Annotated in this window: 22 protein-coding genes, 2 pseudogenes and 1 other annotated feature; of the genes and pseudogenes, 19 read left to right on the top strand and 5 right to left on the bottom strand. The window is 38.1% G+C overall.

Translation table 11 applies throughout. The features are described 5' to 3' along the window. The first annotated feature begins 324 nt into the window (after positions 1-324). The 8 genes from nusG to CYK55_RS11565 all read left to right on the top strand — a co-directional run bounded on the left by nusG (position 325) and on the right by CYK55_RS11565 (position 9,118). Positions 325-870: a transcription termination/antitermination protein NusG gene (gene nusG / locus CYK55_RS11600; RefSeq protein WP_034687107.1), complete on the top strand. Its 546-nt coding sequence runs from the start codon at positions 325-327 to the stop codon at positions 868-870. Positions 871-951: 81 nt separating this feature from the next. Continuing rightward, complete coding sequence (locus CYK55_RS11595; RefSeq protein ID WP_034687104.1) at positions 952-1,842, top strand: alpha/beta fold hydrolase; 891 nt, start codon at positions 952-954, stop codon at positions 1,840-1,842. Between the two features lie 341 nt (positions 1,843-2,183). Next, positions 2,184-3,020 carry an ABC transporter permease gene (locus tag CYK55_RS11590; protein WP_126134353.1) on the top strand — a complete coding sequence of 279 codons (837 nt, stop codon included), beginning with the start codon at positions 2,184-2,186 and terminating at the stop codon, positions 3,018-3,020. Then, positions 3,013-3,792, top strand: a complete 780-nt coding sequence (locus CYK55_RS11585; RefSeq protein WP_034687101.1) for an ABC transporter permease — start codon at positions 3,013-3,015, stop codon at positions 3,790-3,792. Before CYK55_RS11590 ends, CYK55_RS11585 begins: the two co-directional genes overlap by 8 nt. A 61-nt stretch (positions 3,793-3,853) precedes the next feature. Beyond that, complete coding sequence (locus tag CYK55_RS11580) at positions 3,854-4,894, top strand: ABC transporter ATP-binding protein (protein ID WP_034687099.1); 1,041 nt, start codon at positions 3,854-3,856, stop codon at positions 4,892-4,894. A 22-nt stretch (positions 4,895-4,916) separates the two neighbouring features. Then, complete coding sequence (locus CYK55_RS11575; RefSeq protein ID WP_034687097.1) at positions 4,917-5,978, top strand: ABC transporter substrate-binding protein; 1,062 nt, start codon at positions 4,917-4,919, stop codon at positions 5,976-5,978. Positions 5,979-6,086: 108 nt separating this feature from the next. After that, positions 6,087-7,811, top strand: a complete 1,725-nt coding sequence (locus tag CYK55_RS11570; RefSeq protein ID WP_034687095.1) for an adenine deaminase C-terminal domain-containing protein — start codon at positions 6,087-6,089, stop codon at positions 7,809-7,811. Continuing rightward, positions 7,808-9,118, top strand: a complete 1,311-nt coding sequence (locus tag CYK55_RS11565) for an amidohydrolase (RefSeq protein ID WP_034687093.1) — start codon at positions 7,808-7,810, stop codon at positions 9,116-9,118. The genes CYK55_RS11570 and CYK55_RS11565 overlap by 4 nt, the downstream gene beginning before the upstream one ends. A gap of 112 nt (positions 9,119-9,230) precedes the next feature. Here the strand turns inward: CYK55_RS11565 and sdaAA are convergent, their stop codons facing one another. Next, on the bottom strand, positions 9,231-10,103 hold the full coding sequence (gene sdaAA / locus CYK55_RS11560; RefSeq protein ID WP_034687091.1) for an L-serine ammonia-lyase, iron-sulfur-dependent, subunit alpha: 873 nt from the start codon (positions 10,101-10,103) through the stop codon (positions 9,231-9,233). A gap of 15 nt (positions 10,104-10,118) precedes the next feature. Continuing rightward, a pseudogene (sdaAB, locus tag CYK55_RS11555) lies at positions 10,119-10,786 on the bottom strand (L-serine ammonia-lyase, iron-sulfur-dependent subunit beta). 319 nt (positions 10,787-11,105) lie between these two features. Here sdaAB and rplK point away from each other — a divergent pair. From rplK to rplL, 4 genes and pseudogenes are all read left to right on the top strand, one after another. Next, positions 11,106-11,527, top strand: a pseudogene (rplK, locus tag CYK55_RS11550) (50S ribosomal protein L11). Positions 11,528-11,628: 101 nt separating this feature from the next. Next, positions 11,629-12,318 carry a 50S ribosomal protein L1 gene (gene rplA / locus CYK55_RS11545; protein WP_010734283.1) on the top strand — a complete coding sequence of 230 codons (690 nt, stop codon included), beginning with the start codon at positions 11,629-11,631 and terminating at the stop codon, positions 12,316-12,318. Positions 12,319-12,397: 79 nt separating this feature from the next. Further along, positions 12,398-12,523: a sequence feature (ribosomal protein L10 leader region), on the top strand. An 84-nt stretch (positions 12,524-12,607) separates the two neighbouring features. Then, a complete protein-coding gene (gene rplJ, locus CYK55_RS11540; protein WP_034687089.1) occupies positions 12,608-13,111 on the top strand; it encodes a 50S ribosomal protein L10 in 504 nt (167 codons plus the stop codon). Between the two features lie 57 nt (positions 13,112-13,168). Beyond that, a complete protein-coding gene (gene rplL, locus CYK55_RS11535; protein ID WP_010734285.1) occupies positions 13,169-13,537 on the top strand; it encodes a 50S ribosomal protein L7/L12 in 369 nt (122 codons plus the stop codon). Positions 13,538-13,868: 331 nt separating this feature from the next. Here rplL and CYK55_RS11530 read toward each other — a convergent pair whose 3' ends face one another. Further along, positions 13,869-14,126 (bottom strand): hypothetical protein, encoded by a 258-nt coding sequence (locus CYK55_RS11530; RefSeq protein ID WP_126134352.1) that lies wholly within the window; start codon positions 14,124-14,126, stop codon positions 13,869-13,871. Positions 14,127-14,698: 572 nt separating this feature from the next. On the opposite strand from CYK55_RS11530, the gene CYK55_RS11525 reads away from it, so the two are divergent. The 7 genes from CYK55_RS11525 (at position 14,699) to CYK55_RS11490 (ending at position 20,970) form a co-directional block, all read left to right on the top strand. Further along, complete coding sequence (locus CYK55_RS11525; RefSeq protein ID WP_034687084.1) at positions 14,699-14,893, top strand: hypothetical protein; 195 nt, start codon at positions 14,699-14,701, stop codon at positions 14,891-14,893. A 123-nt stretch (positions 14,894-15,016) separates the two neighbouring features. After that, the gene (locus tag CYK55_RS11520) at positions 15,017-15,367 is read left to right on the top strand and encodes a hypothetical protein (RefSeq protein WP_034687083.1); all 351 of its coding nucleotides are present in this window, start codon (positions 15,017-15,019) and stop codon (positions 15,365-15,367) included. Between the two features lie 616 nt (positions 15,368-15,983). Then, a complete protein-coding gene (locus CYK55_RS11510; RefSeq protein WP_034687077.1) occupies positions 15,984-16,661 on the top strand; it encodes a TVP38/TMEM64 family protein in 678 nt (225 codons plus the stop codon). An 80-nt stretch (positions 16,662-16,741) separates the two neighbouring features. Further along, a complete protein-coding gene (locus CYK55_RS11505; protein ID WP_034687075.1) occupies positions 16,742-17,950 on the top strand; it encodes an MFS transporter in 1,209 nt (402 codons plus the stop codon). Between the two features lie 223 nt (positions 17,951-18,173). Next, the gene (nagB, locus tag CYK55_RS11500) at positions 18,174-18,875 is read left to right on the top strand and encodes a glucosamine-6-phosphate deaminase (RefSeq protein ID WP_034687073.1); all 702 of its coding nucleotides are present in this window, start codon (positions 18,174-18,176) and stop codon (positions 18,873-18,875) included. 138 nt (positions 18,876-19,013) lie between these two features. Continuing rightward, positions 19,014-19,727 (top strand): MgtC/SapB family protein, encoded by a 714-nt coding sequence (locus CYK55_RS11495; protein ID WP_010734293.1) that lies wholly within the window; start codon positions 19,014-19,016, stop codon positions 19,725-19,727. Between the two features lie 106 nt (positions 19,728-19,833). Continuing rightward, positions 19,834-20,970: an AI-2E family transporter gene (locus CYK55_RS11490; protein WP_034687070.1), complete on the top strand. Its 1,137-nt coding sequence runs from the start codon at positions 19,834-19,836 to the stop codon at positions 20,968-20,970. A gap of 63 nt (positions 20,971-21,033) precedes the next feature. Here CYK55_RS11490 and CYK55_RS11485 read toward each other — a convergent pair whose 3' ends face one another. Both CYK55_RS11485 and CYK55_RS11480 read right to left on the bottom strand, forming a co-directional pair. Further along, positions 21,034-22,821, bottom strand: coding sequence for a glycoside hydrolase family 35 protein (locus tag CYK55_RS11485; RefSeq protein WP_126134351.1), 1,788 nt, complete (start codon positions 22,819-22,821; stop codon positions 21,034-21,036). A 12-nt stretch (positions 22,822-22,833) separates the two neighbouring features. After that, positions 22,834-23,997, bottom strand: coding sequence for a glycoside hydrolase family 88 protein (locus CYK55_RS11480; RefSeq protein ID WP_034687065.1), 1,164 nt, complete (start codon positions 23,995-23,997; stop codon positions 22,834-22,836). Positions 23,998-24,199: the final 202 nt, after the last annotated feature.

Raw genomic sequence — 24,199 nt, 5'->3', positions numbered from 1 at the left:
TACAAATATGATTATAATTTTTAAGAATAAATAATCTGTTTTTTGGTCTATATTTTCACATATCTTTCTATTTAATAACGCGTAAAAATATGTATCCATTATTTCTCTTTATAAATTGAGGGTATATTAGAGAAAAAATATTTTTAATAACGAATAAAAAACAGATATTTTTTTAAAAAAAGAATAAATAACATCTTTGTTAAATAGTAATGTATAAAAAATAAGTCACTAGTAAAAACCAGCAAACGGTGCTATAATCAAAGAGAGGAAAAGCTTCGGGTAACTGAGGTTTTTTTATTTTACAAATGAAATGAGGAGCCTTCAATGGAATCTTTTGAAAAAAATTGGTATGTATTGCATACATACTCTGGATACGAAAACAAAGTAAAAGCAAATATCGAGTCACGTGCGCAAAGTATGAAAATGGCTGATTTTATTTTCCGTGTCGTTGTTCCTGAAGAAACAGAAACTGAAGTGAAAAATGGGAAAGAAAAAGAAATCGTTCATAAAACATTCCCTGGGTATGTCTTAGTAGAAATGATCATGTCAGATGCTTCATGGTATGTTGTCCGTAATACACCGGGCGTTACTGGATTTGTTGGTTCTCACGGTGCAGGAAGCAAGCCAGCACCTTTACTACCAGAAGAAGTAAATCATATCTTACGTTCGATCGGTATGAGTTTACGCCAAAACGAACTGGAAGTAGAAGTTGGTGAAGTCGTAAAAATCATCGAAGGTGCTTTTGCTGGTTTAGAAGGACAAGTGACAGAAGTCGATGAAGAAAAAGAAAAACTTAAAGTAAACATTGACATGTTCGGTCGTGAAACAAGTACAGAACTTGATTTTGATCAAGTAGATAAGATTGACTAAACAGTGATCAAGATAATGGAGGAGTTGGGATGACTAGTCATTCCAGCTCTTTTTTTGTCGTAAACGAAAGGAATGATCAAAATGTTACAACGAAATAAAATGAACTCTAACCGGCTATTAAGTGGCTTGGTGCTGCTTGTATTGCTGTTTTTAGCGGGATGTCAAACGCAAGAAAACAAATCCTCAAAAGAAACTACATCTACTGAAACTACAATGACAAGTCAAGTAGTTTCAGTAGAAAAGGGTACTGTGCCAACGTTGTTTGTTCATGGTTATAAAGGAACAGTCAATTCATTTAAAGGAATGATCACCCGTTTAGAGAAAGAGAACAAAGGGAAACAAGAATTGACTTTAACTGTTGATGTCAATGGAAATATACAATCGCAAGGTATATTATCTCAACAAGCAACGAATCCAATGATCCAAGTGCTTTTTGCCGATAATGAAAATAACGAGTGGAATCAAGCCGAATGGATACGTGCTTGCTTAGTTTATTTACAGACTACTTATCAAATCAATAAAGTAAATATTGTCGGGCATTCCATGGGTGGGGTCAGCGGACTCCGTTACCTAGTCACGTATGGCCAAGAAACGACTTTACCGCAAGTTGAAAAGTTTGTAGCGCTAGGCGCACCTTTCAATGATTTTGTGGATGATAGCGGTCAGAATTTAGCTGATTTACTCGAAAATGGGCCAACAGTGGTGTCTTCAAAGTATCAAGATTATCAAACCATGATAGGAAATCTCTCTACCGACACACAATTTTTATTGGTTGCAGGGCAGTTGAGTGAAGTAGAGCTAAGTGATGGAACTGTTCCGCTGAATAGTGCATTGGCAGTTTATGCCTTATTGAAACAGCATGGTAATCCTGTAATGGAAAAGGTCGAAGAAGGTGAAGGTGCTTCACATAGTATGCTTCATGAAAATGAAGAAGTGGATCGAGAAGTTAGTCAGTTTTTCTGGAATAGTTGAATCTAATAAAAAGAGTAATTAACGAACGTTTTTGGGCGAATGTTCGGTAATTGCTCTTTTTGGTTTTCCCAAAAAATGATTTTATCTTTCATTTGAGATGTATTCCTCAACACTTTTGATAATTAAATCGCATTAATTGCAAATAATCGATTGGCGGATAAATATAGATAACTAAAAAAATAAAATGAATACGAGTATTTTTTTTATAAAACGGATAAACGCAGGTTTTTTACGATGTTTTTCATATAACTCATGTTTTTTCTGAATATATGACAAAGTTTTCTTGAAAATGTTCGTATTTTTTCTTATAATGAGACAGAACACGAATGAGGGGGAGAATAATGAGGAAGAATGTTCCGTATTTGATCATTGCACCAGGAACGATCTTATTACTATTTTTTATGATTTTGCCATTGGTCAATATTATATGGCCAACTATTTTTACTGAAACAGGTGCTAGTCTAAGTGCTTACACCAGTTTTTTAACAGATGATTTCAATTTGAAGATTTTTCTTCGAACAATTCGCGTTTCTGTCATTGTGACATTGATTTCTGCCGTTTTAGGTATTCCAACTGCTTATTTTATTGCAGGTGTGGATAAAAAGTGGAAAAGTTTATTGATGGCAATGACGATGTTTCCATTATTGACCAATTCAGTCATCCGTAGTTTTGCCTGGATCAACATTTTAGGAAGGACAGGAGTAATCAATAATTTCTTGATTCGCATAGGACTGATCGAACAACCCATCGCCTTACTATATACGGAGTTTGCAATTATTATCGGGTCTGTCTATTTGTTCTTACCTACCATGGTCATGACACTTGTCGGCGTGATGGAAAATATTGAGAAAGAAACACTGGAAGCTGCCGAAACGTTAGGTGCGAGTCCGTTCAAAACGTTCTATAAAATTGTCATGCCACTTTGTATACCTGGAGTGATCGTTGGCAGTATTTTAGTATTTACAGGCACGTTGACGGCTTATACGACACCACAACTTTTAGGTGGGAACCAAAATATGATGATGGCGACTTTCTTATACCAGAAAGCATCGACTTTAGGTGATTGGACTTCAGCAAGTGTCATTGCATTGATCATGATCGTCACGACTCTGATCGTGAATAAAGGATTGAATATGATTGCTGCACGTTTAGATCGGAGGGAAATGAATCATGCGTAAGCAAAAAGGGATGACGATCATCGCAGTATTAGTTTTTGCGTTTTTGTTTTTACCATTAGTGATTATTGTTGTAACGTCTTTTGGACAATCATCGACGATACAATTTCCGATTGATGGATTCTCATTAGAGTGGTACACGAAAGCGCTAAGTTCTGAAACATTTATGAATAGCTTTAAATTGAGTTTAAGTATTGGTGTAGGGGCTACTCTGTTAGCTTTATTAGTGGGCGTGCCGACTTCTTACGCACTTTCTCGTTACCACATGAAGAGTAAACAGCTTTTTAAAAATTTCTTTTTGTCACCAACGATGATTCCGGGTATCGTTGTCGGCTATTCCTTGTTCCAATACATTGTGATCAAGTTTAACTTGCCGGTGATCCAAGCTTTATTGATTGGTCATTTTTTGATCAGCCTACCGTATATCATTCGCGTCGTAGGTTCAAGCATGGAGCAATTAGATTTTTCGATTGAAGAAGTTGCCTGGACGTTGGGTTGTACCAAAACCCGTGCTTTTATGCAAGTCATCTTACCAAATGTTTCTTCTGGTATATTTGCGGCGTTTATGTTGGCTTTTGTCAACTCATTCAATAATGTGCCAGTTTCAATGTTTTTATCTGGACCAGGAGTAACGATGTTGCCCACTTCATTGTTGAGCTACATTGAATATACGTATGACCCGACTGTGTCGGCGATTTCAGTAATGATCATGGTATTAACAGTTTTCTTGATGTTTATTATTGAGAAAACGTTAGGATTGGCTTCGATTGCTTAACTGTTGAGTGAAGAAATCGAACCGTACTTGAGAATGACTGGAAACTATGAGGGGGAGAACCGTGAGTTTTGTAAATTTGAACAATATCCGTGTGAGTTATGACGGAAAACAAAATATATTAGAAGATTTGTCTATTTCAATGGAAAAAGGAGAGCTAGTTTCTTTATTAGGACCCAGTGGTTGCGGTAAAACAACGACGCTACGTGTGATTGCTGGATTGATTTCGCCGAATGAGGGCTCTTTTGTTCTGGAAGATCAAGAATTAGTGAAAGTTCCTGTGCATAAACGTAATTTTGGTATGGTATTTCAGAGCTATGCGTTGTTTCCTCATTTAACGATTGCTGAGAATGTCGCTTTCGGTTTGAAATTGCGTAAAGAAAATAAAGCGGATATCACCAAAAAAGTAGCAGATATGTTAGCGATCTGTGGATTGGAACAATTGGGTAATCGTTACCCGAAACAACTGTCAGGGGGGCAACGTCAACGAGTGGCTTTGGCTCGAGCATTGGTTATTGAACCTAAGTTACTACTCCTAGACGAACCATTAAGTAATTTAGATGCGAAACTACGTGTCCAAATGCGGATCGAGATCAAACGTATCCAACAACAACTTGGTATCACAACAGTTTTTGTGACTCACGATCAAGAAGAATGCTTTTCGATCTCGGATAAAGTCGCGGTCATGAATAATGGTGTTATCGAGCAATATGATACACCGGAAACAATCTATCGACATCCTAAAACTCGTTTTGTTGCACATTTTATCGGTTTTGAAAATTTCTTTCCAGTTGAACAAATCGAAGGCATCCGCTATCAAGCTGCAGGGAATGTCATTGAGACACCTTATGAGCAACCGATAGCAGAGCGATTAGTAGCGACGATCCGTCCCGAAGATATCGAGATTGCCTCTGATGTGACACATAACGTTATAAAAGGTGAAGTAAAAGTCAGAACATTTTTAGGGAAAAGTTACCAGTATGAAGTGACAACGGCTTTAAGTAAGTTCTTAGTAAACGGTACGGATAAACAAATTTACCAAGCAGGGGATCAAATCAACCTGCATTTCCCAAAAGATAAAATCGTTCTTTTGGAAGATAAATAAGCAAAGAAAAGGGGAAAAATCAGTGAAAAAAGGCTTTCTAGTAAGTTCAGTAGTTTTAGCGAGTATGTTTGTATTGACAGCTTGCGGTGGAGGATCTGAATCTAATTCTTCCGAAGCGAAAGAGTCAAAAGATCTAGTTGTATCAACATTTGGTTTAAGCGAAGATATCGTGAAAAGCGATGTAATGGATCCTTTTGAAAAAGAATTCGATGCGAAGATCACAATGGATCTAGGGAACAGTGGCGATCGCTTCAACAAATTAATCAGTAATCCTAGAGGAATCGACGTTATTGAGTTAGCTCAAGCGAACTCAGCGGATGGCGCTTCTCAAGAATTATTTGAAAAACTAGATGAATCAAAAATCCCGAATTTAGCGGACTTAACTGAAGGAGCGAAGGAAGTCTTTGATAATGGTGCAGGTGTTCCAATTGCTGTAAACAGTGTAGGTATTGTTTACGACAGAGAAAAAGTTGGAAAAGAAATTACTAGCTGGTCAGATCTTTGGGATTCAGCGTTAGAAGGAAAAATCTCGATCCCGGAAATTACGACGACTGCCGGTCCTTTGATGATGTATATTGCAAGTGATCATGCGGGTGTAGCAATTGAAGATGACAATGGCGAGGCAGCATTTGAAGCCTTAGAAGAATTGAAACCAAATATCGTTAAGACCTATGCAAGATCTTCTGACCTAGCAAACATGTTCCAAGCAGGAGAAATCGAAGCAGCGATCGTGATGGATTTTGCTTATGATATCGTCAAAGGGGATTCTGACACGATCGAATACGTGGTCCCTGAGAGTGGCACATATGCGAACTACAATACGATCAATATTCCAAAAGAAGCAGCGAATAAAGAATTGGCTTACTCATTCATCAACTATAGAATTAGCGAAGAATCACAAAAAACAAAGGCACTTTCATTAAATGAAGCACCGACGAATGATAAAGTGGAGTTGAGTGAAGAAGAAGCTGGTAATATGACGTATGGGGCAATTGCTGACCGAGCAAAAAATATCGACTTTAATTTCGTTAATCGTCAAATGACTGACTGGATCGATCGTTGGAATCGTTTGATCAACCAATAAACATTTTCCTATAACGGGAAATCATTTAAAAAATAAACATTGGGGTGGTTGTGTCGGAAGTGCACAGCCCCTATTCGTGTCTAAGGATAATAAAAGTGAGGGAAAAATGTGAAGATTGACTTATTGATTAGAGATGCTCAAGTGTATAACACAGCCAAACAATGTTTTGAGAAGAAACATGTCACAGTCAGCGGTGAAAAATTTTATTACATCACAACAAAGGATTTGAGTCATTTGGAGATCCTTCAAGAAATTGATGGCCGAGGGAAATACATGATTCCTGGCTTGATTGACAGCCACATGCACATTGAGAGTTCAATGACCACGCCAAGTATTTTTTCAAAGGCCGTTTTACCATTTGGTGTGACTACAGTGATTGCGGATGCGCACGAGATGGCAAATGTTTTTGGGCTTAAAGGGTTGACTGAATTTATGGATGCAGAAACGGAGTTAGATATTTTCCATGCAATCCCATCGTCCGTTCCTTCCACTACACCTGAACTAGAAACTACCGGTGGCATCATCGGATTAGCTGAAACGGAAAAACTGTTAGACAATCCAAAAGTGCTTTGTTTAGGCGAAGCAATGAATTTTCACGGTATTGCCCATGAACCAACTTCGCTAATTCGCCAAATTATTGACCTATGTAAAGAAAAACGTCCGACGATGCCGTTAGAAGGACATTGTCCTAAAATTTACGAAGAAGAATTGGCATCATTTATGTATAGCGGGATTTCTTCTGATCATACACATCAGTTTCCGGAATCCTTAGCAGAAAAAATTGAGAACGGTATGTTCATCCAATTCCAAAATAAGTCGATCACACCGGAAAATATGGCGGTGATTACAGAAAATGAATATTATGACTATGCTTGTCTCATCACTGATGATGTGATGGCAGATGATTTACTCACTGGGCATTTAAATGAAAATTTGAAGAAGGCAGTAGAGGTGGGGTTACCGGTCGAACAAGCGATCTATATGACGACTTATACGCCTGCACGTAGAATGGGTTTGAATGATCGTGGATTGATTGGACCTGGACGAGTGGCTGATTTTATTTTGTTAGATGATTTATCCACATTCGCTATTTCTGCGGTCTTTAAATCAGGCAAAGAAGTCTACAGGCAAGGTGAGGCGATCACTTATCCAGAAAAAATCGAACAATTTCCTGATTCATACAGTCAAACGGTCCATTGTAAAAAGCTTTCTTTAGACGATCTAAGGTTGCCAGTCAAAACGGATTTGGCAAGTGTTCGTTGTAATGTTATTCGTAAACATGAGGTTGGTACGTTTACAGAACGGATCACGAAGGAAATTCCGGTGAAAGATGGGTACCTCGATTGGGAAAATTCAAATTGCGCCTTATTGCTCGTGATGGAACGTTATGGAAAGAATGGCAATGTGGCGTATGCTTTGATGGAAGAACCCATTTCAAAACCAGGAAGTATTGCGACGACTTGGGCGCATGATCATCATAACGTGATGGTGATGGGGAATAACTACCAAGACATTCTGCTGGCTCAGCAAAAATTGCTGAAATTACAAGGTGGCTATGTGGTAGTTAACGAGGGCAAATTAACAGCAACTTGCCCGCTACCGATTGGCGGGATCGTTTCACAAGCGCCAATTGAAGAGTTAGGCCAAGACTTAAAAAATGTGCGTAGAGAAATGCAAAATCTAGGCTACAAAAATATGAATGAGATCATGTCTTTTTCTACTTTATCATTACCAGTTTCACCTGCAATCAAAATGACAGATAAAGGAATGATGAATACGAAAACGCAGGAATTTTATCCGCTGGTTTTTCCAAGTGATGGTGTTTTATTATGAGTACATTGATAAAAAATGTCCACGTTCTAACAATGGATGATCAATTGACTGAATACAAAAACGGGTATGTACGGATTGAAGAAAATCGCATCATTGAGATAGGAGAATGGCAGGAAGGCATGGCTTCTGCGGAGGAAGTCATCGATGGAGCAGACGGCATCTTGTTGCCAGGTTTTGTGAATACACATACCCATGCTGGGATGATTCCTTTTCGATCTTTAGGAGATGATGTACCGGATCGGTTGCGCCGGTTCTTATTTCCATTAGAAGCGTTCATGACTCCAGAGTTAGTGGCAGCGAGTACAGCATATGCAATTAGTGAAATGTTGCTTAGTGGTGTGACAGGTTTTTGTGACATGTATTATTTCGAAGATCAAGTCGCGCAAGTATGTGATCAGTTTAAGATTCGTGCGATCCTTGGTGAAACGATCATTGATATGCCTGTGTGTGATAATGTAGAGCCTTCTGGCGGCTTGACTTATTGTGAGACATTCCTGCCAAAGTGGAAAGATCATCCATTGATTACACCTGCGTTGGCTCCTCATGCGCCAAATACCAATACCTATGAAGGGTTGAAGCGGACAGTTGAATTGAGTGAACGATTCGATGCGCCGATCACCTTGCATGTGGCAGAAATGGACTATGAAATGCAGGAATTAGCGAAGCAGTATCAACAAACCCCATTCGAGTTGTTGAAAGATTTAGGTTTTATGAACAGACCGTTGATCATGGCCCATTGTATCCATATGACGGAAGCAGATATTGCTTTAGTCGCTACAGAAGGAGAGCAAGTTGGAATAGCGCACTGTATCGGTGCCAACACAAAATCAGCGAAAGGTGTCGCGCCAGTTAAAGCTATGCTTTCTGCGGGTTTAACTGTCGGTTTAGGTACAGACGGTCCAAGTAGTGGCAACACTTTAGACCTTTTTGCACAAATGAAGCTATTTGCCAATTTTCATAAAACCTTTGAAAAAGATCGTGCGCTTTTCCCAGCGAAGGAAATTGTCCGTTTAGCCACTAGAGGTGGGGCGGAATTGTTAGATTTTAAAGAGACGGGGCAGCTTGTTGTAGGGAACAAGGCAGATTTTATTATCGTTGAGACGCAGTCTGTGAATATGTTTCCGATTTTTGATCCATATTCTGCCTTAGTTTATTCAGCGAATGCTTCCAATGTGGCCCATGTATGGGTGGATGGCAGACAACTCGTACGTGATCACCAGTTAGTCCATCATGATTTTAAACAAATCAAAGCTGATCTCTATGAACAAATGGGGCAATTTGTGTTTGAAGCAAGGCGGAGGATGTAAGAAAAAACCGAAGAACCATGGTAGCAAATTTGCTGCCTTGGTTCTTCGGCATATCTTTGGCGATAACGAATTTTTGTGCATTGTCTGATTCAGCTTTTGATATAAGAAGTAACTATGTTTGTTTTTCTAAGATTTCTTTCGTTAATCGTTTCGCGGTAGGTGTCACTGCAAGACCGCCTTCTGCGGTTTCTTTGAAAATCGAAGGCATTTGTCTGCCCACTTGGTACATGGCAGCGACTACTTCATCAGGTGGGATCACGCTTTCGATGCCAGCTAAAGCCATATCAGCTGAGATGAATGCTTGTGACGAACCTAAAGCATTTCTTTTAACGCAAGGGACTTCGACGAGACCAGCTACAGGATCGCAGATCAAACCCATCATATTTTTAAGCGTGATTGCCACAGCTTGGGCGGCTTGGTGAGCTGTGCCGTTTTTTGCACAAACCAAGGCAGCCGAAGCCATCGCACTCGCTGATCCGACTTCTGCTTGACAACCACCTTCAGCCCCGCTGATCGATGCGTTGTTTGCAATGACCAAGCCAAAAGCGCCAGCTGTAAATAAGAAGTCGAGTTGTTGTTCATGGGTTAATTGCAAACGATCACGTACGGCCATCAAGACACCAGGGACAACTCCTGCGCTGCCCGCAGTAGGTGTTGCGCAGATCAATCCCATTTTGGCATTGACTTCGTTCACAGCAATCGCATTACGTACCGCGGTTAAGATTGTTTCGCCACTAAGGAAATCAGCGTGAGAAAGATAGTTGTCCATCTTTTTGGCATCGCCGCCAGTAATTCCTGTGACAGAAGTTACGCCGGCTTTTCCTTCTGCGATAGATTGTTCCATCACGATTAGATTCTTTTCCATGATCTTGATGATCTGCTCACGAGAACGACCGCTCATCTCCATCTCAACTGCGATCATTAATTCGGCAACGCTAGGGTAGTCTTGTGCTTGTTGGACTAATTCTTCAATTGATAAAAACATACCTCGTCTGCTCCTTTACTCGAAATAATTGACACTGTCAATATTTGGTAACTGTTTTAGTTTTTTTACGGTATCTTCTACTTGAGGATCGTCCACTTCCATGATCATAATAGCATTTTCACCTTTTGACTCACGAGTCACTGTCATTGTACCGATATTGGTATTAGTTTCTGAAAGAATATTGGTGACTTTAGCAATCATGCCAGGAACGTCTTGGTGGACGATGATCAAGGTCGGTGTTCCCATGCTTAATGAGATCTTGAAGCCGTTCAATTCAGAAATCTGGATGTTGCCCCACCAATTGAGATGCCTGTAACCGAAAGCTTTCGACTGCCTTTTTTCAACAACATTTTGACGGAATTAGGATGGTCGGCTTTTTCACTTTTAGGTACGAATAATACTTCCATACCTGCTTCATGAGCCAACCTTAACGAATCTGCTAAACGAGAATCATCAGGTTCCATGCCTAATAATCCTCCAACTAAGGCAATATCAGTACCGTGTCCACGATAGGTTTTGGCAAAAGACTCATATAGGTAGATGTCAACAGAATCTGGTTGATCGCCAAAAATACTACGGACGATCTTTCCGATTCTTGCTGCTCCAGCGGTATGCGAACTGCTCGGTCCGATCATGACAGGACCAATAATATCAAATACACTTCTGTATTTTAGATCTTTCATTATTTCACCTCATTAGAATAGAAGAATTTATTTACTATATATATTATGTATTAGGTTCATACAGGCGTAAGTTTAGCATAAATAAGCGATCTATAAAGAGATTTCTTCACGTTTTAACCAGATATTTAGCTTTTTTTGGATAAAGGTGAAAATAATCAGAAAAAATTGTTGAAAAAAAAGAAAAATTTGCTATACTGTATCAGTGTGCATTCGTTATGTACATGATATGTCAATTGATTTTAAGATCAACTGACAATACGTGGGAGGAGAAATATGCATCTCCAATTAACCACATCACGGACTTAAGGAGGTATGTCTCGTGGCAAAGAAAGTAGAAAAAATCGTTAAATTGCAAATTCCTGCAGGTAAAGCAACTCCAGCTCCCCAGTAGGTCCTGCACTAGGTCAAGCGGGTATCAATATCATGGGATTCACAAAAGAATTCAATGCTCGTACAGCTGATCAAGCAGGTTTGATCATTCCAGTTGTGATTTCTGTATACGAAGACCGTTCATTCACATTCGTAACAAAAACACCACCAGCTGCAGTCTTATTGAAAAAAGCAGCGAAAATCGAAAAAGGTTCAGGCGAACCAAACAAAAATAAAGTTGCTAAAGTTTCTAGCGATCAAGTAAAAGAAATCGCTGAATTAAAAATGGAAGACCTAAACGCAGCAAACGTTGAAGCAGCAATGCGCATGGTTGAAGGAACTGCACGAAGCATGGGGATCACTGTAGAATAATCTGCACCCTAAGAAAGTAGCTTCTCAGTTGGCCCTGTATTGAAAGGTATAGGACACGTGGGAGGTACAACCGTTATAACCACAATCAAGGAGGAACCAAAATGGCTAAAAAGAGCAAAAAAATGCAAGAAGCATTGAAAAAAGTGGATTCAAGTAAAGTTTATTCTGTCGCTGAAGCAGTAGCATTAGCGAAAGAAACAAACATTGCAAAATTTGATGCAACAGTTGAAGTTGCATACCGTCTAAACGTAGACCCTAAAAAAGCAGACCAACAAATTCGTGGAGCTGTTGTATTACCAAACGGAACTGGTAAAACACAAACTGTTTTAGTATTTGCTAAAGGAGACAAAGCAAAAGAAGCTGAAGCAGCTGGTGCAGACTTCGTTGGTGACGACGACATGGTTCAAAAAATCCAAAACGGATGGTTTGACTTTGACGTAGTTGTTGCAACACCTGACATGATGGCTACTGTTGGACGTCTAGGACGTGTATTAGGACCTAAAGGCTTAATGCCAAACCCTAAAACTGGTACTGTAACAATGGACGTTACAAAAGCAATCAACGAAGTAAAAGCTGGTAAAGTAACTTACCGCGTTGACAAAGCTGGAAACATCCACGTACCAATCGGTAAAGTTTCTTTCGACAACGAAAAATTAGTTGAAAACTTTGCTGCGATCCATGATGTATTAGTGAAAGCTAAACCATCTGCAGCTAAAGGTCAATACATGAAAAACATTACTGTAACAACAACATTTGGACCTGGTATCCATGTAGACCAAGCTTCTTTCTAATCCAACGATTAGGACGTTGATTGATCCAACTGAAAAATAATTCTTGACTCAACTAGTTTAGCGTGCTAAGCTAGTTGAGGTTAATAATTAACTTGTACCGAAGACAGTAGGTGGCTTAGCCTTAATTTCCTACCGAGGACGTTTATTGAATATATTCAATAGTCCCTCTATGTCTACGGTGGCATAGAGTTTTTTGTTGTGAATCACTAAGAACGCAGTGATTAGATGATGAACAAACGATTCAGTCGTAAAAACTCTTCCATCAAAATTCAGGAGGTGAAACTCAAAAATGAGTGAAGCAATTATCGCAAAAAAAGCAGCAATCGTTGACGAAGTAAGTGCAAAATTTACTGAAGCAGCTTCTGTAGTCGTAGTTGACTACCGTGGATTAACTGTTGATGAAGTAACTCGCTTACGTAAACAACTTCGTGAAGCTAACGTTGAAATGAAAGTTATCAAAAACTCAATCCTTTCACGTGCAGCGAAAAAAGCCGGTCTAGAAGGCATGGACGAAGTTTTCACTGGCCCTACAGCCGTTGCATTCAGTAACGAAGATGTAGTAGCACCAGCGAAAATCATGGACGAATTTGCTAAAGATGCAAAAGCATTAGAAATCAAAGGCGGTATCATCGAAGGTAAAGTATCTACATTGGAAGAAATCACAGCATTGGCAAAATTGCCAAACCGCGAAGGACTTCTATCTATGTTGCTATCTGTACTACAAGCGCCAGTCCGCAACGTGGCTTACGCTGTCAAAGCAGTCGCAGACAAAGAAGATGGAGATGCAGCTTAATCGCCGCATAGCATAACAATAAATAAAAAAAGAACATTTAAAATGGAGGAAACAAAAATGGCATTGAACATTGAAAACATCGTTGCTGAGTTAAAAGAAGCAACTATCCTAGAACTTAACGACCTAGTTAAAGCTATTGAAGAAGAATTTGGCGTATCTGCTGCTGCTCCTGTAGCTGCAGTTGCTGCTGGTGGCGGTGCTGCTGCTGAAGAACAAACTGAATTCACTGTAGAATTAACTGCAGCTGGAGACCAAAAAGTTAAAGTTATCAAAGCAGTTCGTGAAGCAACTGGCTTAGGCTTGAAAGAAGCTAAAGCTGTAGTTGATGGCGCTCCTGCACCAGTTAAAGAAGGCGTTTCTAAAGAAGAAGCTGAAGAATTAAAAGCTAAACTTGAAGAAGTTGGCGCTTCTGTAACAGTTAAATAATTTTATTGATTTTCGATCGGCTAAAAACCTTATTTATTAAGGTTTTTAGCTTTTTTTGTTTATTGAAATACACTGTGTTTCTAGTTTAACTCGTGGTAATACAAGTAAAAATATAAACATCATTTAAACATGAGGAGTAGGAGAGAAGAAAGGTGTTTATCAAGTCAATTGCTAAAACTTATTCGTTATTAGATATAGTTGACGATAGATAACAGTAGCTAAAAGTAATTTAGGTACGTGTACAATCTTCTTGTAAGTCAACTATTATCCAGACGCATTCTGGTGTGTTTTTGTATAAAAAAAACGACTCAAAATGAGTCGTTTGAACAGATTATTGTAATAGATCATTAATTTCTTTAAATTCTTTATCAAGTTCTTTTTCATCATATTTTTCGTATTTATCAGCTTCATGAAGAATTTTTTTGATTTCATGAATCGCCTTACGTTCAACTAACCATTTTTTTAGATTGTGTTTTTTTTCTGGATTTTCAGATAACGTATCAAGTTCATTTAATTCTTTATCCAGTTTATTGACTGCAGCAACAATTTTGTCTAAAGCTTTTTCTTCTTTGTGTTCTAAATCTGACATTTATCTTCACGTCCTTTTTATTTGATAATTTAAGTATAGGACGTTGCCATTAATTTTTCAAAAATAAAACACTTATATATGTTTATTTGCATAAAGGACAAGAAGAACTCAACAATTGATAGTTCCTGCCCTCCATAGGATTATTTGATTGAAAAAGTGGTGGGTTTCTGAGCTATACTTTGGTGGAGTAACTAAAAATGATAGTAATTTTCATTAAAGCACAGAAACTATTAGTAATTTTTTTAATTATTAAAAGCTTGATATTAAAGTAGTTGAAGTGAATAGAAGCCATCAATAATTATAAAATTAAAATACAGGTAAAAGCTTATGCGCTATCCATCTTCGGATGGTATTTTTTATGGCAGATATAAATAAAACGAATAAAAATCCTTGTTTTTATAGATTATAATTATGTTGTGGTACATGATCGTCTATCCAACTTGTAGGACAAAAGGCTTGTCGTTGTAACCCCCAATTAATCTCGCCAGATCTTCTGTGTTTTCTGCCACTTTTTTCTAAGCTGCTTGAAAGAGTAGCCTTTACATAAATAATTTAACAAAGAAGGTATAGTTATGTATTATGTAGAAGTCCAAACGCGAGGAGTAAAAAATAAACAGTATGTTAAAACAGTACGCCATAATTATCCATTATTAGGATCATGGGAAGAAGCTGAACCATTTTCAAAAGAATGTGCATTGCAAATAAAGACAATATTAGAACAAGAATTAACTTGTGGAAAAGCAAATGTCACTATCATAGAAAAGTGAAAATGATTGAAACTTTAACCAGACAAAGCAATAGAAGGACAACACGTGCTTAATTTCATAAAGCTTATCAGTGAGAAAATGTGGATAGATAAACTTTAAAAATATATGTAAGAAGGGATAGGCATGACATATGAGGTTAAAGTCAGTAAAGAAATTCTGAATATATTTTCTGAGAATCAATCAAAAAGGTATCAAGAAATAATCTTATATAAATTGAAAGAGTATTTGATGCACAACTTTTATCGAATCAAACGTGTTGATGCACCTGTAAAACAATCAATTTATGAAATGAAAATCCGCTTAGGAAAAGAAAATTTTCGAATTGCATTTATAATAGAGGATAAGAGGGTACAAGTTTTTTATATTAGTCGAACGTTAAAGAAAGAATTATTTGATAAAGAAGTAAATAGAGTTGTTCATCGATTCAATAAAAATCACAGAGTTACTAAGTCTATGAAGAAAGTAGAGGCATAGTAAAATGAACATGATTTGTAAAAAGCAATTAAAGCAATTTTTGAAAAGAAAATTTAAATCGAAGGATTGTTTTAAGTTAAAAATTCTTACGTTCAAAAAAGATCGCTATTTACTTATCAGTTATGATCAAGAACGATATACAATAGTTGAAGATGGATTCGAAAAGAGTAAGTATGAGTTCGACTCTTCAGATGAAGCAATAAAAGCAGTGATGAAAATGGCAAATATTGAATTTAAACGTAGCTATAGACTTTATGTACAATAAATCCTCTGATAGTACAGTCTGATGAATCGAAAAAATCCTCTTACGATGTAGAAAGAAATAGGAAATATTAATTAATGAAAAATTAAAAAGCCAGATATTAAAGCAACCAAAGTAAACTAAAAGCAGTGAATTATTGCAAAGTAAAAGTAATTAAATCTTTTCTATTCATTCTTATGCACCGAAGTCTTCGATATGAGTGGTTTCAGTATTTTTTGAGCAAATTGTTTTGCCTTCAGCATGTTTAGCATAATAGTGATAGAAAGTCTGGTATTTTAAGTTTCACGTTTGTTCTGTTTCCTCATCTAATGATACACTAACAGTGAGTAAGTCTGAGGAGGAGAAGAAGTCGCTATGAAAAAGCAATATATACGTAATACATTGATTGGTTTAGGATTACTGCTGATTTTGTTTGTTGGCTATCAACTTTATTTAGAGTATCGACCAGATATCCACTTATTACTAGATCCACAGGCAAGCCGCAAAGAATGGATGCGAGAAATTCGTTCACACGGAGTATCTGCTGCGTTTATTTTGACGCTGTTGATCAGTTTGATGTGTGCGGTGCCAGGTATTCCTACTTCTGTAATCGGTGTGGTCGTCGGCCTAAGTTATGGTCCATTTCTAGGAACAGTTATCAATGTAACAGGCAATGCAATTGGAAATATCTTATCAATTGTTTTGATGCAACATTTATCCTTTATGGATCATAGTAAAAAAGAGAATCGTTGGGTCAAAGCAATACGTCGGATGAAGCATCCAAAAATAGGAGTCATGATTGGCTATATGGTACCGGTGATTCCGTCTTCTGTCGTGAACTTTGCCGCAACCTCCTTAAATCTTTCGGTTCGTGAGTTATTATTATCGATCCTTATCGGTGTAGTGCCATCTTCCCTTTTATATGCGTGTGGTGGAGAAGCATTGTTTCATGGGGAACATATAAAAGCACTTGTTTTGGTTGCTAGTGTGTTAGTTTTAACAGTATTGGTGTTTATTATCTATCATGATCGAAGAAAACATTTAGTTAAATAACCTTATTTATTTTATTTGAGCCTCCCTGTTTTCAATTATTCTAAGAAGTTGTAAACTAAGAAAGGAAATGGGGGAATCCGATGGAAATGAATAAGCAAACACCGCTTTCGAAATCATTGATTTTATTATTAGCGATCACCTGTGGGGTAGTCGTCGCAAATATGTATTATATCCAACCAATTGGCACAAAAGTAGCAGCAAATTTATCAGTCAATACGAGTGCTGTAGGTTTGTTGACGATGCTGACTCAATTAGGCTATGCATTAGGATTGTTATTTTTAGTTCCGTTAGGGGATGTCGTCGATCGACCTAAATTGATCATTCGCATGGCGGGATTATCTGCACTATCGTTATTAGCAGCCTTTTTTGCACCAAACTTTGCTTTATTTGCAGTTGCTTCTTTCTTGATTGGTCTACTATCGATCGTTCCGCAAATCATTATTCCCTACGGCGCCGTACTTGCAGGACCAGCAGCGCGAGGAAAAACCATGGGGATCTTATTGAGTGGTTTACTAATGGGAATCTTGCTCTCTCGAACTGTTTCGGGACTTCTTGCTAGTTGGTTTTCTTGGCGCAGTGTTTATTTATTTGCCCTTTGTCTGGTGGGGGCGCTCACTGTGCTACTCTATTTAAAATTACCAAGAACACAAGGAACGTTGGAAAAAGAATCTACAGTCTCTTATCTTGCTTCATTACAAAGTTTACCAAAACTCGTCAAAGAACAACGATTGTTACGTGAAGCTGCAATCAATGGCTTTTTTATGTTTGGAACTTTTTCGCTTTTTTGGTCAACGCTGATCTTTTATATCAGTAGCCCAGCTTATGGATGGGGTACTTTTGAAGCAGGAATCCTGGCGATCTTTGGTTTGTCGGGAGCAGTAGCTGCACCGATCGTTGGTCGCTTGGCCGATACTTATTCGGAAAGACGGATTGTTGGTATGGGTTTAGGGATGCAGACAATTAGTTTTCTCGCTTTGTTTGTTGCGGGTGACTATGTTGCTGTCCTATTAGTTGCAATCATTTTATTAGATGTTGGAAACCAGTTCGGGCAAGTAGCGAATCAAAGCAGAGTACAAGGTCTTGGCGAAGCAACAAGTAATCGCAACAACACGATTTTTATGTTTATGTACTTTATCGGTGGAGCAACAGGCTCTTTATTAGGCTCAGTGATGTGGCAGCATTATGGTTGGGTAGGTGTGACTGTTACGGGACTGATTTTCCAATTGTGCGCTTTTTTCTTTCAATATTATTTCTCTACTCGTAGAAATAATTTGGAACAATCGCTATAACCCCAAATGCTATTAAGACAGAAACTATGGCATTATAAAAACGATCAAAGTCATCAGAAATATATGACTTTGATCGTTTTTTTGATTCTGGAACTTTTAGTTACGTTTTGATGAAATCAATAATATTTTGATAATTATCGTATATTTGGTCTATACAGATATTGTCATTTTGAAATAAAGGTGCTATAATTGGGCTATACCAAAATAAAAGGGAGTAATCGTTATGGAAATCATTCGTGTGAAAAATGCTGAAGAAGGCGGAAAAAAAGCTTTTGAGATAATTAAAAATGGAATGGAAAATGGTGCGAAAGTTCTAGGTTTAGCAACAGGAAGTACGCCAATCACTTTATATAAAGAAATGACTTCAAGCGACATGGATTTCAGTAACATGACTTCTGTTAACTTGGATGAGTATGTTGGACTAGGTGGCTCAGATGATCAAAGCTACCGCCATTTTATGAATGTTGAATTATTCGACAAGAAACCATTTAAAGAAACATTCGTACCTGATGGAAAAGCAGCTGATTTAGAACAAGCTTGTCAATCCTACGACCAAATCATTGAAGAACATCCAATCGATATCCAAATTTTAGGGATCGGTCAAAACGGTCACATCGGTTTTAATGAACCTGGTGCTCCATTTGATGGAAAAACAAGTGTTGTTGATTTAACTGAATCAACAATCAATGCCAATAAACGATTCTTTGATAAAGTGGAAGACGTCCCAACGAAAGCAGTTTCTATGGGAATCGGCTCAATTCTAAACGGTAAAAAAATCGTCTTGATGGCTTATGGCGAAAGTAAAGCAGAAGCAATCAAAGGAATGATCAATGGACCGGTTACCACAGATATGCCAGCAAGTGCTTTGCAAAAGCATGATGACGTGATAGTCATTGTTGATGAAGCAGCAGCAAGCAAATTATAATAGAAAAGATTTCAGTCACTGGAGATCATCTGGTTTTTATCAGATGATCTGGCACAGTGGCTTTTTTAGGTCATAAAAAATAGTTATATTTTGTTTGTTTTTTTTAGTCATGCTATATTTGATAAGAGGGGGATATTCATGGAGGATATGGTTTTATCCATACCAGAAATTATTATACGATTGAGTATCGCATTGCTTTTTGGCGGAGCAATTGGTTTTGAGCGACAATATAAAAACCGTCCAGCAGGGATGCGTACACATATTTTGGTTTGTATGGGGGCTTGTATTATTGCCTTGATCCAAGTGGAAATTGCCAGTGGTGCGTTGAGAAATGCATTAGAGTATCCTGAATTAGTTGGGACCCTCCGTTCAGATGAAGCTCGTTTGATTGCACAAGTTGTCAGTGGCGTCGGTTTTTTAGGAGCAGGTACGATCATTGTTACGAAACAATCAGTGACTGGATTAACGACCGCAGCCTCACTTTGGGCAATCGCAGGATTGGGTATTGCAATCGGAATGGGTTTTTATGCCATTGCACTAACTAGTTTCGTCGGTATTGTGTTTGCATTGACTGTGGTGAAGCGCATCATCCATGTACCAACAACAAAAAAATTAGTGATCCAATTTATTCATCGAAAAGAAACCAAGGATTTCTTGAATGATTATTTTGAAAAAAGAAACATTACGATCGAGGATGTCAATTTTGATGTAAAATTTGTGGATGATTACCGTATTTATAAAAATGTTTATACGATCGATTTACCAAAAGGATTGACGTATGCAGAAGTGATCGAAGAATTATCCACGTATAAAAATATTACTAACTTACATCTGGTTAGTTTATCTACCTGAGTGACCATTTTTTTAAATAACAAGAAATAAAAGAAAAAATAGCGCTTTATCGATGAATAAATGATAAAATAAGAGTATCTGTAAGCATGAAATTTGGAGGATATCTATGTATTCAAGGTTCAAAGAGTCAAAATTATTGTTTTGGACAGTGGAATTAGTCTTAACGATTATTGGCGTTTTCTTTATTTTACGTATGCCAAATGTGTTTCACCCGATTTTGAGAATGGCATCTGCAATCATTATGCCATTGATCATTGCTGGATTTTTCTATTATATGTTTAATCCAGTTGTCTTGTTTTTAGAAAAACATCGAGTACCACGCGTGTTGGGCTATCTATTGACATTGATCGTTTTATTAGTGATCGTCTTTTTGACCATCATGAACATCTTGCCTCAATTGGTTGATCAAGCAGTGCAATTAACCAGCAGTATCCCTGCATATGCAGACGAAACAAGTCGTTGGTTGACTGAGATCATGCAAAGAGAAGAGTTTCGTTCATTGAATCTAGAAGAACAGTTTGTGTCTGCCAACTTGTCGTTGAGCAACTTATTCAATATCTTGTTGGTTAGTCTGACAGGGAGCGTTTCAAGAATTCTTTCTTTTATGATGCAATTCTTTATTTTATTGTTTACTGTCCCATTCATCTTATTATTCATGTTCAAAGATGGACATAAATTTATTGATGCGTTATCGCCTTTCTTTCCTCAAGCAATCCGAGGAGAATTACGACAAACGGTCAGAGAGTTGAATGAAACGTTATCTGCTTACATCAGTAGCACGATTGTGGATGCAGTGATCATTGGCGTGATGAGCTTTATTGCAATGACGATTTTCAAGCAGCCTTATAGTTTGTTGCTGGCAGTCGTTTGCGGAGTGACGAATATCATACCGTACGTGGGCCCTTTTATTGGTGCAGTACCAGCTATTATTGTCGGACTGTTTATTTCGCCATTTCAAGCACTATACATGGCATTATCCATTCTTGTTATCCAACAATTGGATGGCAATGTGATCAAGCCATTACTCTTCGGAAAAACAATGAACATTCATCCGCTAACGATCATTTTAGTATTGATCGGTGCAGGAAGTGTTGCTGGGATCATGGGAATGTTGATTTGTATCCCTGTGTATGCGGTGATCAAAACATTAGTATTGAATATTCGTAAGATTTATTTATTGCGGAAGTTTGAACAAGTTCCAGCAGAAGAACAACCCAAGAAAATTGAATTAGAACATGAATAACTGTCAACGAAAAGAGACGAGGATCATCAAATGATGATCCTCGTCTTTGTTTAGATATAATTATCAAACACTTTGCTCAAGTTTCGGTTCTGCAAGAAAATCTAAGGAGCGGATCTCGACACCTTCTGTTTCGAAGATCACCACTTCATTTGTCCCTTGGTTAAGGAAATCTTTTGGACAATAAAGTGAATAGATCGGTCCACGATTCCAATAGCGGCCAAGGTTGATCCCATTGACAAAAATCACTCCTTTACCATAGTTGGAACAATCGATATACGTATCTATCGGCTCGGCTACATCAAATGATACGTGATAAAACGAAGGATGAGCTGGATTTTTGCCAGCTTGATAGTCGATCAGCTGAAGTTGCTCGGCTGATAGTGACAAAGGATAATGTAAATAGCCTTGATGGAAATGGATATCTTGCATGATTCCGCCACGAATCCCTTTTGTTTGGGTCGGGTTATTCAATTTTGAGCCATAATTGACTCTTCCATGATTTTCTACTAGTACATCTAATTGGATTTCTTCATTTTCTGTCTTTCCTTGGATCATGAACTCTTCACCTATCGTTGTTTGTTCTTGCGTCAATTGATAGGTTTCGTCCACATAAACGGAAACTCGATCACTTGCTTCGATGATCCGAACTTTGTTTTCATGGTGATAGTTTCTCAGAGCTAAGGAATATAAGACATAGCCATATCCATTGCTGACTTGTTCCATCGTCATAGGATAAGCGGTAGGTACTGCTTTTGCTAGTGTTTCTTTTGTGTTTAGTAAAGAAACGCTAGTATCAATTGGGTAACTACCAAGAGACTCTAAATGTTTTGTACGTGGTTCTGCTTGCCATACATCGGGGCAAACTTCTTTGATTGCTTGTTGGACAGCATAATATTTTTCTGTAGGTTCACCAGCTTCAGTGAGTAACGCATCGTAGTCATAGCTTGTCAATTGTGGTAAATCGGTGTTTCCACGAGCGGAACAGCCATTATAAAAACCAAAATTGGTGCCTCCATGGAACATGTACAGATTCAAAGAACCAACTTCTAACATATCTTTGACTTCATTCGCTAGGTCTTGAGCATCTCGTTTGATGATCGGTTCGCCCCAGCGATTGAACCAACCATCCCAATATTCCATACACATCAAGGGCCATTTTTTCCCATGTTTCTCAAAAAAAGCTTGCAAGACCGCACTATTCTCTTTAGAATGACTACCAAAATTACCAGTGACGAATACATCATCTTCAATCAGGGTCCCAGCATCCAATACTTCATTCCAAGCACCATCGGAAGTAAATAGAGGAACAGTGATGCCGGCATTCTCTAGTAGTTGTTTCGTTTTACGTAGATACGCTTTTTCCATCCCATAAGAACCATATTCATTCTCGATTTGGATCATGATAACAGGGCCACCGTTTGAAATTTGTAAAGGGAGGATCTTGGGCAGTAAGACATCATAGTATTTTTTGACTTTTGTCATAAATCGTTCATCCGTCGAACGCAAACGAATACCTGGTTCTTTTAACAACCAAGCGGGTAGACCGCCAAACTCCCATTCTGCACAAATATATACAGAAGGGCGTAAAATGACCATCAAGCCAAGTTGTTGAGCAAGTGCAACAAAAGCAGTGAAATCATTCATTCCTTCGAAGTTGAATTGTCCTTCTTTGGGTTCATGGATATTCCAAGGAATATAGGTTTCGACAGTATTTGCGCCTAATGCTTTCAAGTTATATAAGCTATCTTCCCATTGCGATTGAGGAAGACGGAAATAGTGGATGGCGCCACTGATCAATTTAATTGGCTGCCCATCTAAAAGAAAGTCTTCTTTTATTTCAAAAGTTTGCATGTTGGTTTCTCCTTACCAATATTTTTTCCACGAGGGTTTTGCTAAACGCATCAGAGCTTCTAGATAGAAATAATCGCCCCAAAGATTAGGTTCATCGATTCCTTTACCTTCTGCATGGGCATATACGCCATGTAGTAATAGACCTTCATTATCAGGTTCGGACAAAGATGTGTAATGTTCGCTTAATTGGTAGAGCATTCCTTTCGCTAATTCTTCAGACTGAGGATACGCTTCCATATTTGCGGCTTCTAATAATCCACAGGCGGTGATCGCTAAGGCTGAACTATCTTTGTCAGAAGGATGTTCATCTGTGAAATCAAAATCCCAATAAGGAACAAGGTCTTCTGGTAAATGTGCCAAAAAGACATCCACGATTGCTTCATAATTTGTAGGTAAAGACGAAGTTTTTAAATAACTTTCATTTAAAGGAATCCCAAGAACAGCCCAACTTTGGCCACGTGCCCAAATCGACGCATCGCTATTTCCCTGATGTGTGGCACCGTGAGTTGGTGTACCGGTTGAAGGATCAAAATAATACGTATGGAAAGTTGTTGCGTTTTCTCTAACAACGGTACGTAACACTGTTTCGTAATGTTTCTTTGCTACTTCTCGATAATGATCATTACCTGAAATCTCAGAAGCTTGGAACAATAAAGGTAAGTTGATCAATGAATCGATGATCAAGCGATATTCTTTTGGATCGCCATACGCGCCCCAGGCTTGGATAAATTGTCCTTTTTCTTGAAAACGTGCAAGTAAGACATCTGCGGCTTGAAGCAATTCTTCTTTGCATAATAAGCTGTTGGTTAACCGATAGCCTGCACCAGCAGATAAACTATATAAGAAACCAATATCATGATGATCTAGCACGTGATGTGTGGTTAAACGCTCTTTGAAACTATGGATATTTTCCATGGCACGTACGAGAAATTTCTCTTTGCCAGTCCATTCATAAGCCAACCATAACATGCCAGTCCAAAAGCCATTCGTCCAGTCATCATTAGGTTTGATCCGATAGATCCCATTTGTTGCGCAAGCCGACGGGAAGTCTAGACCGTAGCGTGTCATATTATGTTCGATTTTTTGGCAACACCAATCAATTTGCTTCGCTAGCCAGGCGCTATCGACAGACTTACTTATGGAAATAAGGGAAACTTTTGTTTGTTGTAATCCCATCATACCACTCCTCTTAATTTGTTAACATATTAACTTTAAGCTAGTATAACCTAAATAATCAGAAAAAGCGAATGGCAAAATTAAAAAAACAGAAAAATCAAAAAATAAATAACCTTATTTTATTTTTTTGAAGTAGGTAACTCTGATCTTGGACAGAGGCATATAGTAAGAAGAGGCCGGGACAGAAGTGTTCAGCCTCGAG

This window comes from Enterococcus mundtii (assembly GCF_003957375.1).
Taxonomy (GTDB): domain Bacteria; phylum Bacillota; class Bacilli; order Lactobacillales; family Enterococcaceae; genus Enterococcus_B; species Enterococcus_B spodopteracolus.
The sequence above is the reverse complement of the archived record's forward strand: the minus strand, read 5'-3'. Positions and strand labels throughout refer to the sequence as shown.

Bases quoted from the DNA above. Each gene is read 5' to 3' on its own strand.
- nusG (WP_034687107.1), top strand. From the start codon at position 325: ATGGAATCTTTTGAAAAAAATTGGTATGTATTGCATACATACTCTGGA.
- CYK55_RS11595 (WP_034687104.1), top strand. From the start codon at position 952: ATGTTACAACGAAATAAAATGAACTCTAACCGGCTATTAAGTGGCTTG.
- CYK55_RS11590 (WP_126134353.1), top strand. From the start codon at position 2,184: ATGAGGAAGAATGTTCCGTATTTGATCATTGCACCAGGAACGATCTTA.
- CYK55_RS11585 (WP_034687101.1), top strand. From the start codon at position 3,013: ATGCGTAAGCAAAAAGGGATGACGATCATCGCAGTATTAGTTTTTGCG.
- CYK55_RS11565 (WP_034687093.1), top strand. From the start codon at position 7,808: ATGAGTACATTGATAAAAAATGTCCACGTTCTAACAATGGATGATCAA.
- sdaAA (WP_034687091.1), bottom strand. From the start codon at position 10,103: ATGTTTTTATCAATTGAAGAATTAGTCCAACAAGCACAAGACTACCCT.
- rplA (WP_010734283.1), top strand. From the start codon at position 11,629: ATGGCTAAAAAGAGCAAAAAAATGCAAGAAGCATTGAAAAAAGTGGAT.
- rplJ (WP_034687089.1), top strand. From the start codon at position 12,608: ATGAGTGAAGCAATTATCGCAAAAAAAGCAGCAATCGTTGACGAAGTA.
- rplL (WP_010734285.1), top strand. From the start codon at position 13,169: ATGGCATTGAACATTGAAAACATCGTTGCTGAGTTAAAAGAAGCAACT.
- CYK55_RS11530 (WP_126134352.1), bottom strand. From the start codon at position 14,126: ATGTCAGATTTAGAACACAAAGAAGAAAAAGCTTTAGACAAAATTGTT.
- CYK55_RS11525 (WP_034687084.1), top strand. From the start codon at position 14,699: ATGTATTATGTAGAAGTCCAAACGCGAGGAGTAAAAAATAAACAGTAT.
- CYK55_RS11520 (WP_034687083.1), top strand. From the start codon at position 15,017: ATGACATATGAGGTTAAAGTCAGTAAAGAAATTCTGAATATATTTTCT.
- CYK55_RS11510 (WP_034687077.1), top strand. From the start codon at position 15,984: ATGAAAAAGCAATATATACGTAATACATTGATTGGTTTAGGATTACTG.
- CYK55_RS11505 (WP_034687075.1), top strand. From the start codon at position 16,742: ATGGAAATGAATAAGCAAACACCGCTTTCGAAATCATTGATTTTATTA.
- nagB (WP_034687073.1), top strand. From the start codon at position 18,174: ATGGAAATCATTCGTGTGAAAAATGCTGAAGAAGGCGGAAAAAAAGCT.
- CYK55_RS11495 (WP_010734293.1), top strand. From the start codon at position 19,014: ATGGAGGATATGGTTTTATCCATACCAGAAATTATTATACGATTGAGT.
- CYK55_RS11490 (WP_034687070.1), top strand. From the start codon at position 19,834: ATGTATTCAAGGTTCAAAGAGTCAAAATTATTGTTTTGGACAGTGGAA.
- CYK55_RS11485 (WP_126134351.1), bottom strand. From the start codon at position 22,821: ATGCAAACTTTTGAAATAAAAGAAGACTTTCTTTTAGATGGGCAGCCA.
- CYK55_RS11480 (WP_034687065.1), bottom strand. From the start codon at position 23,997: ATGGGATTACAACAAACAAAAGTTTCCCTTATTTCCATAAGTAAGTCT.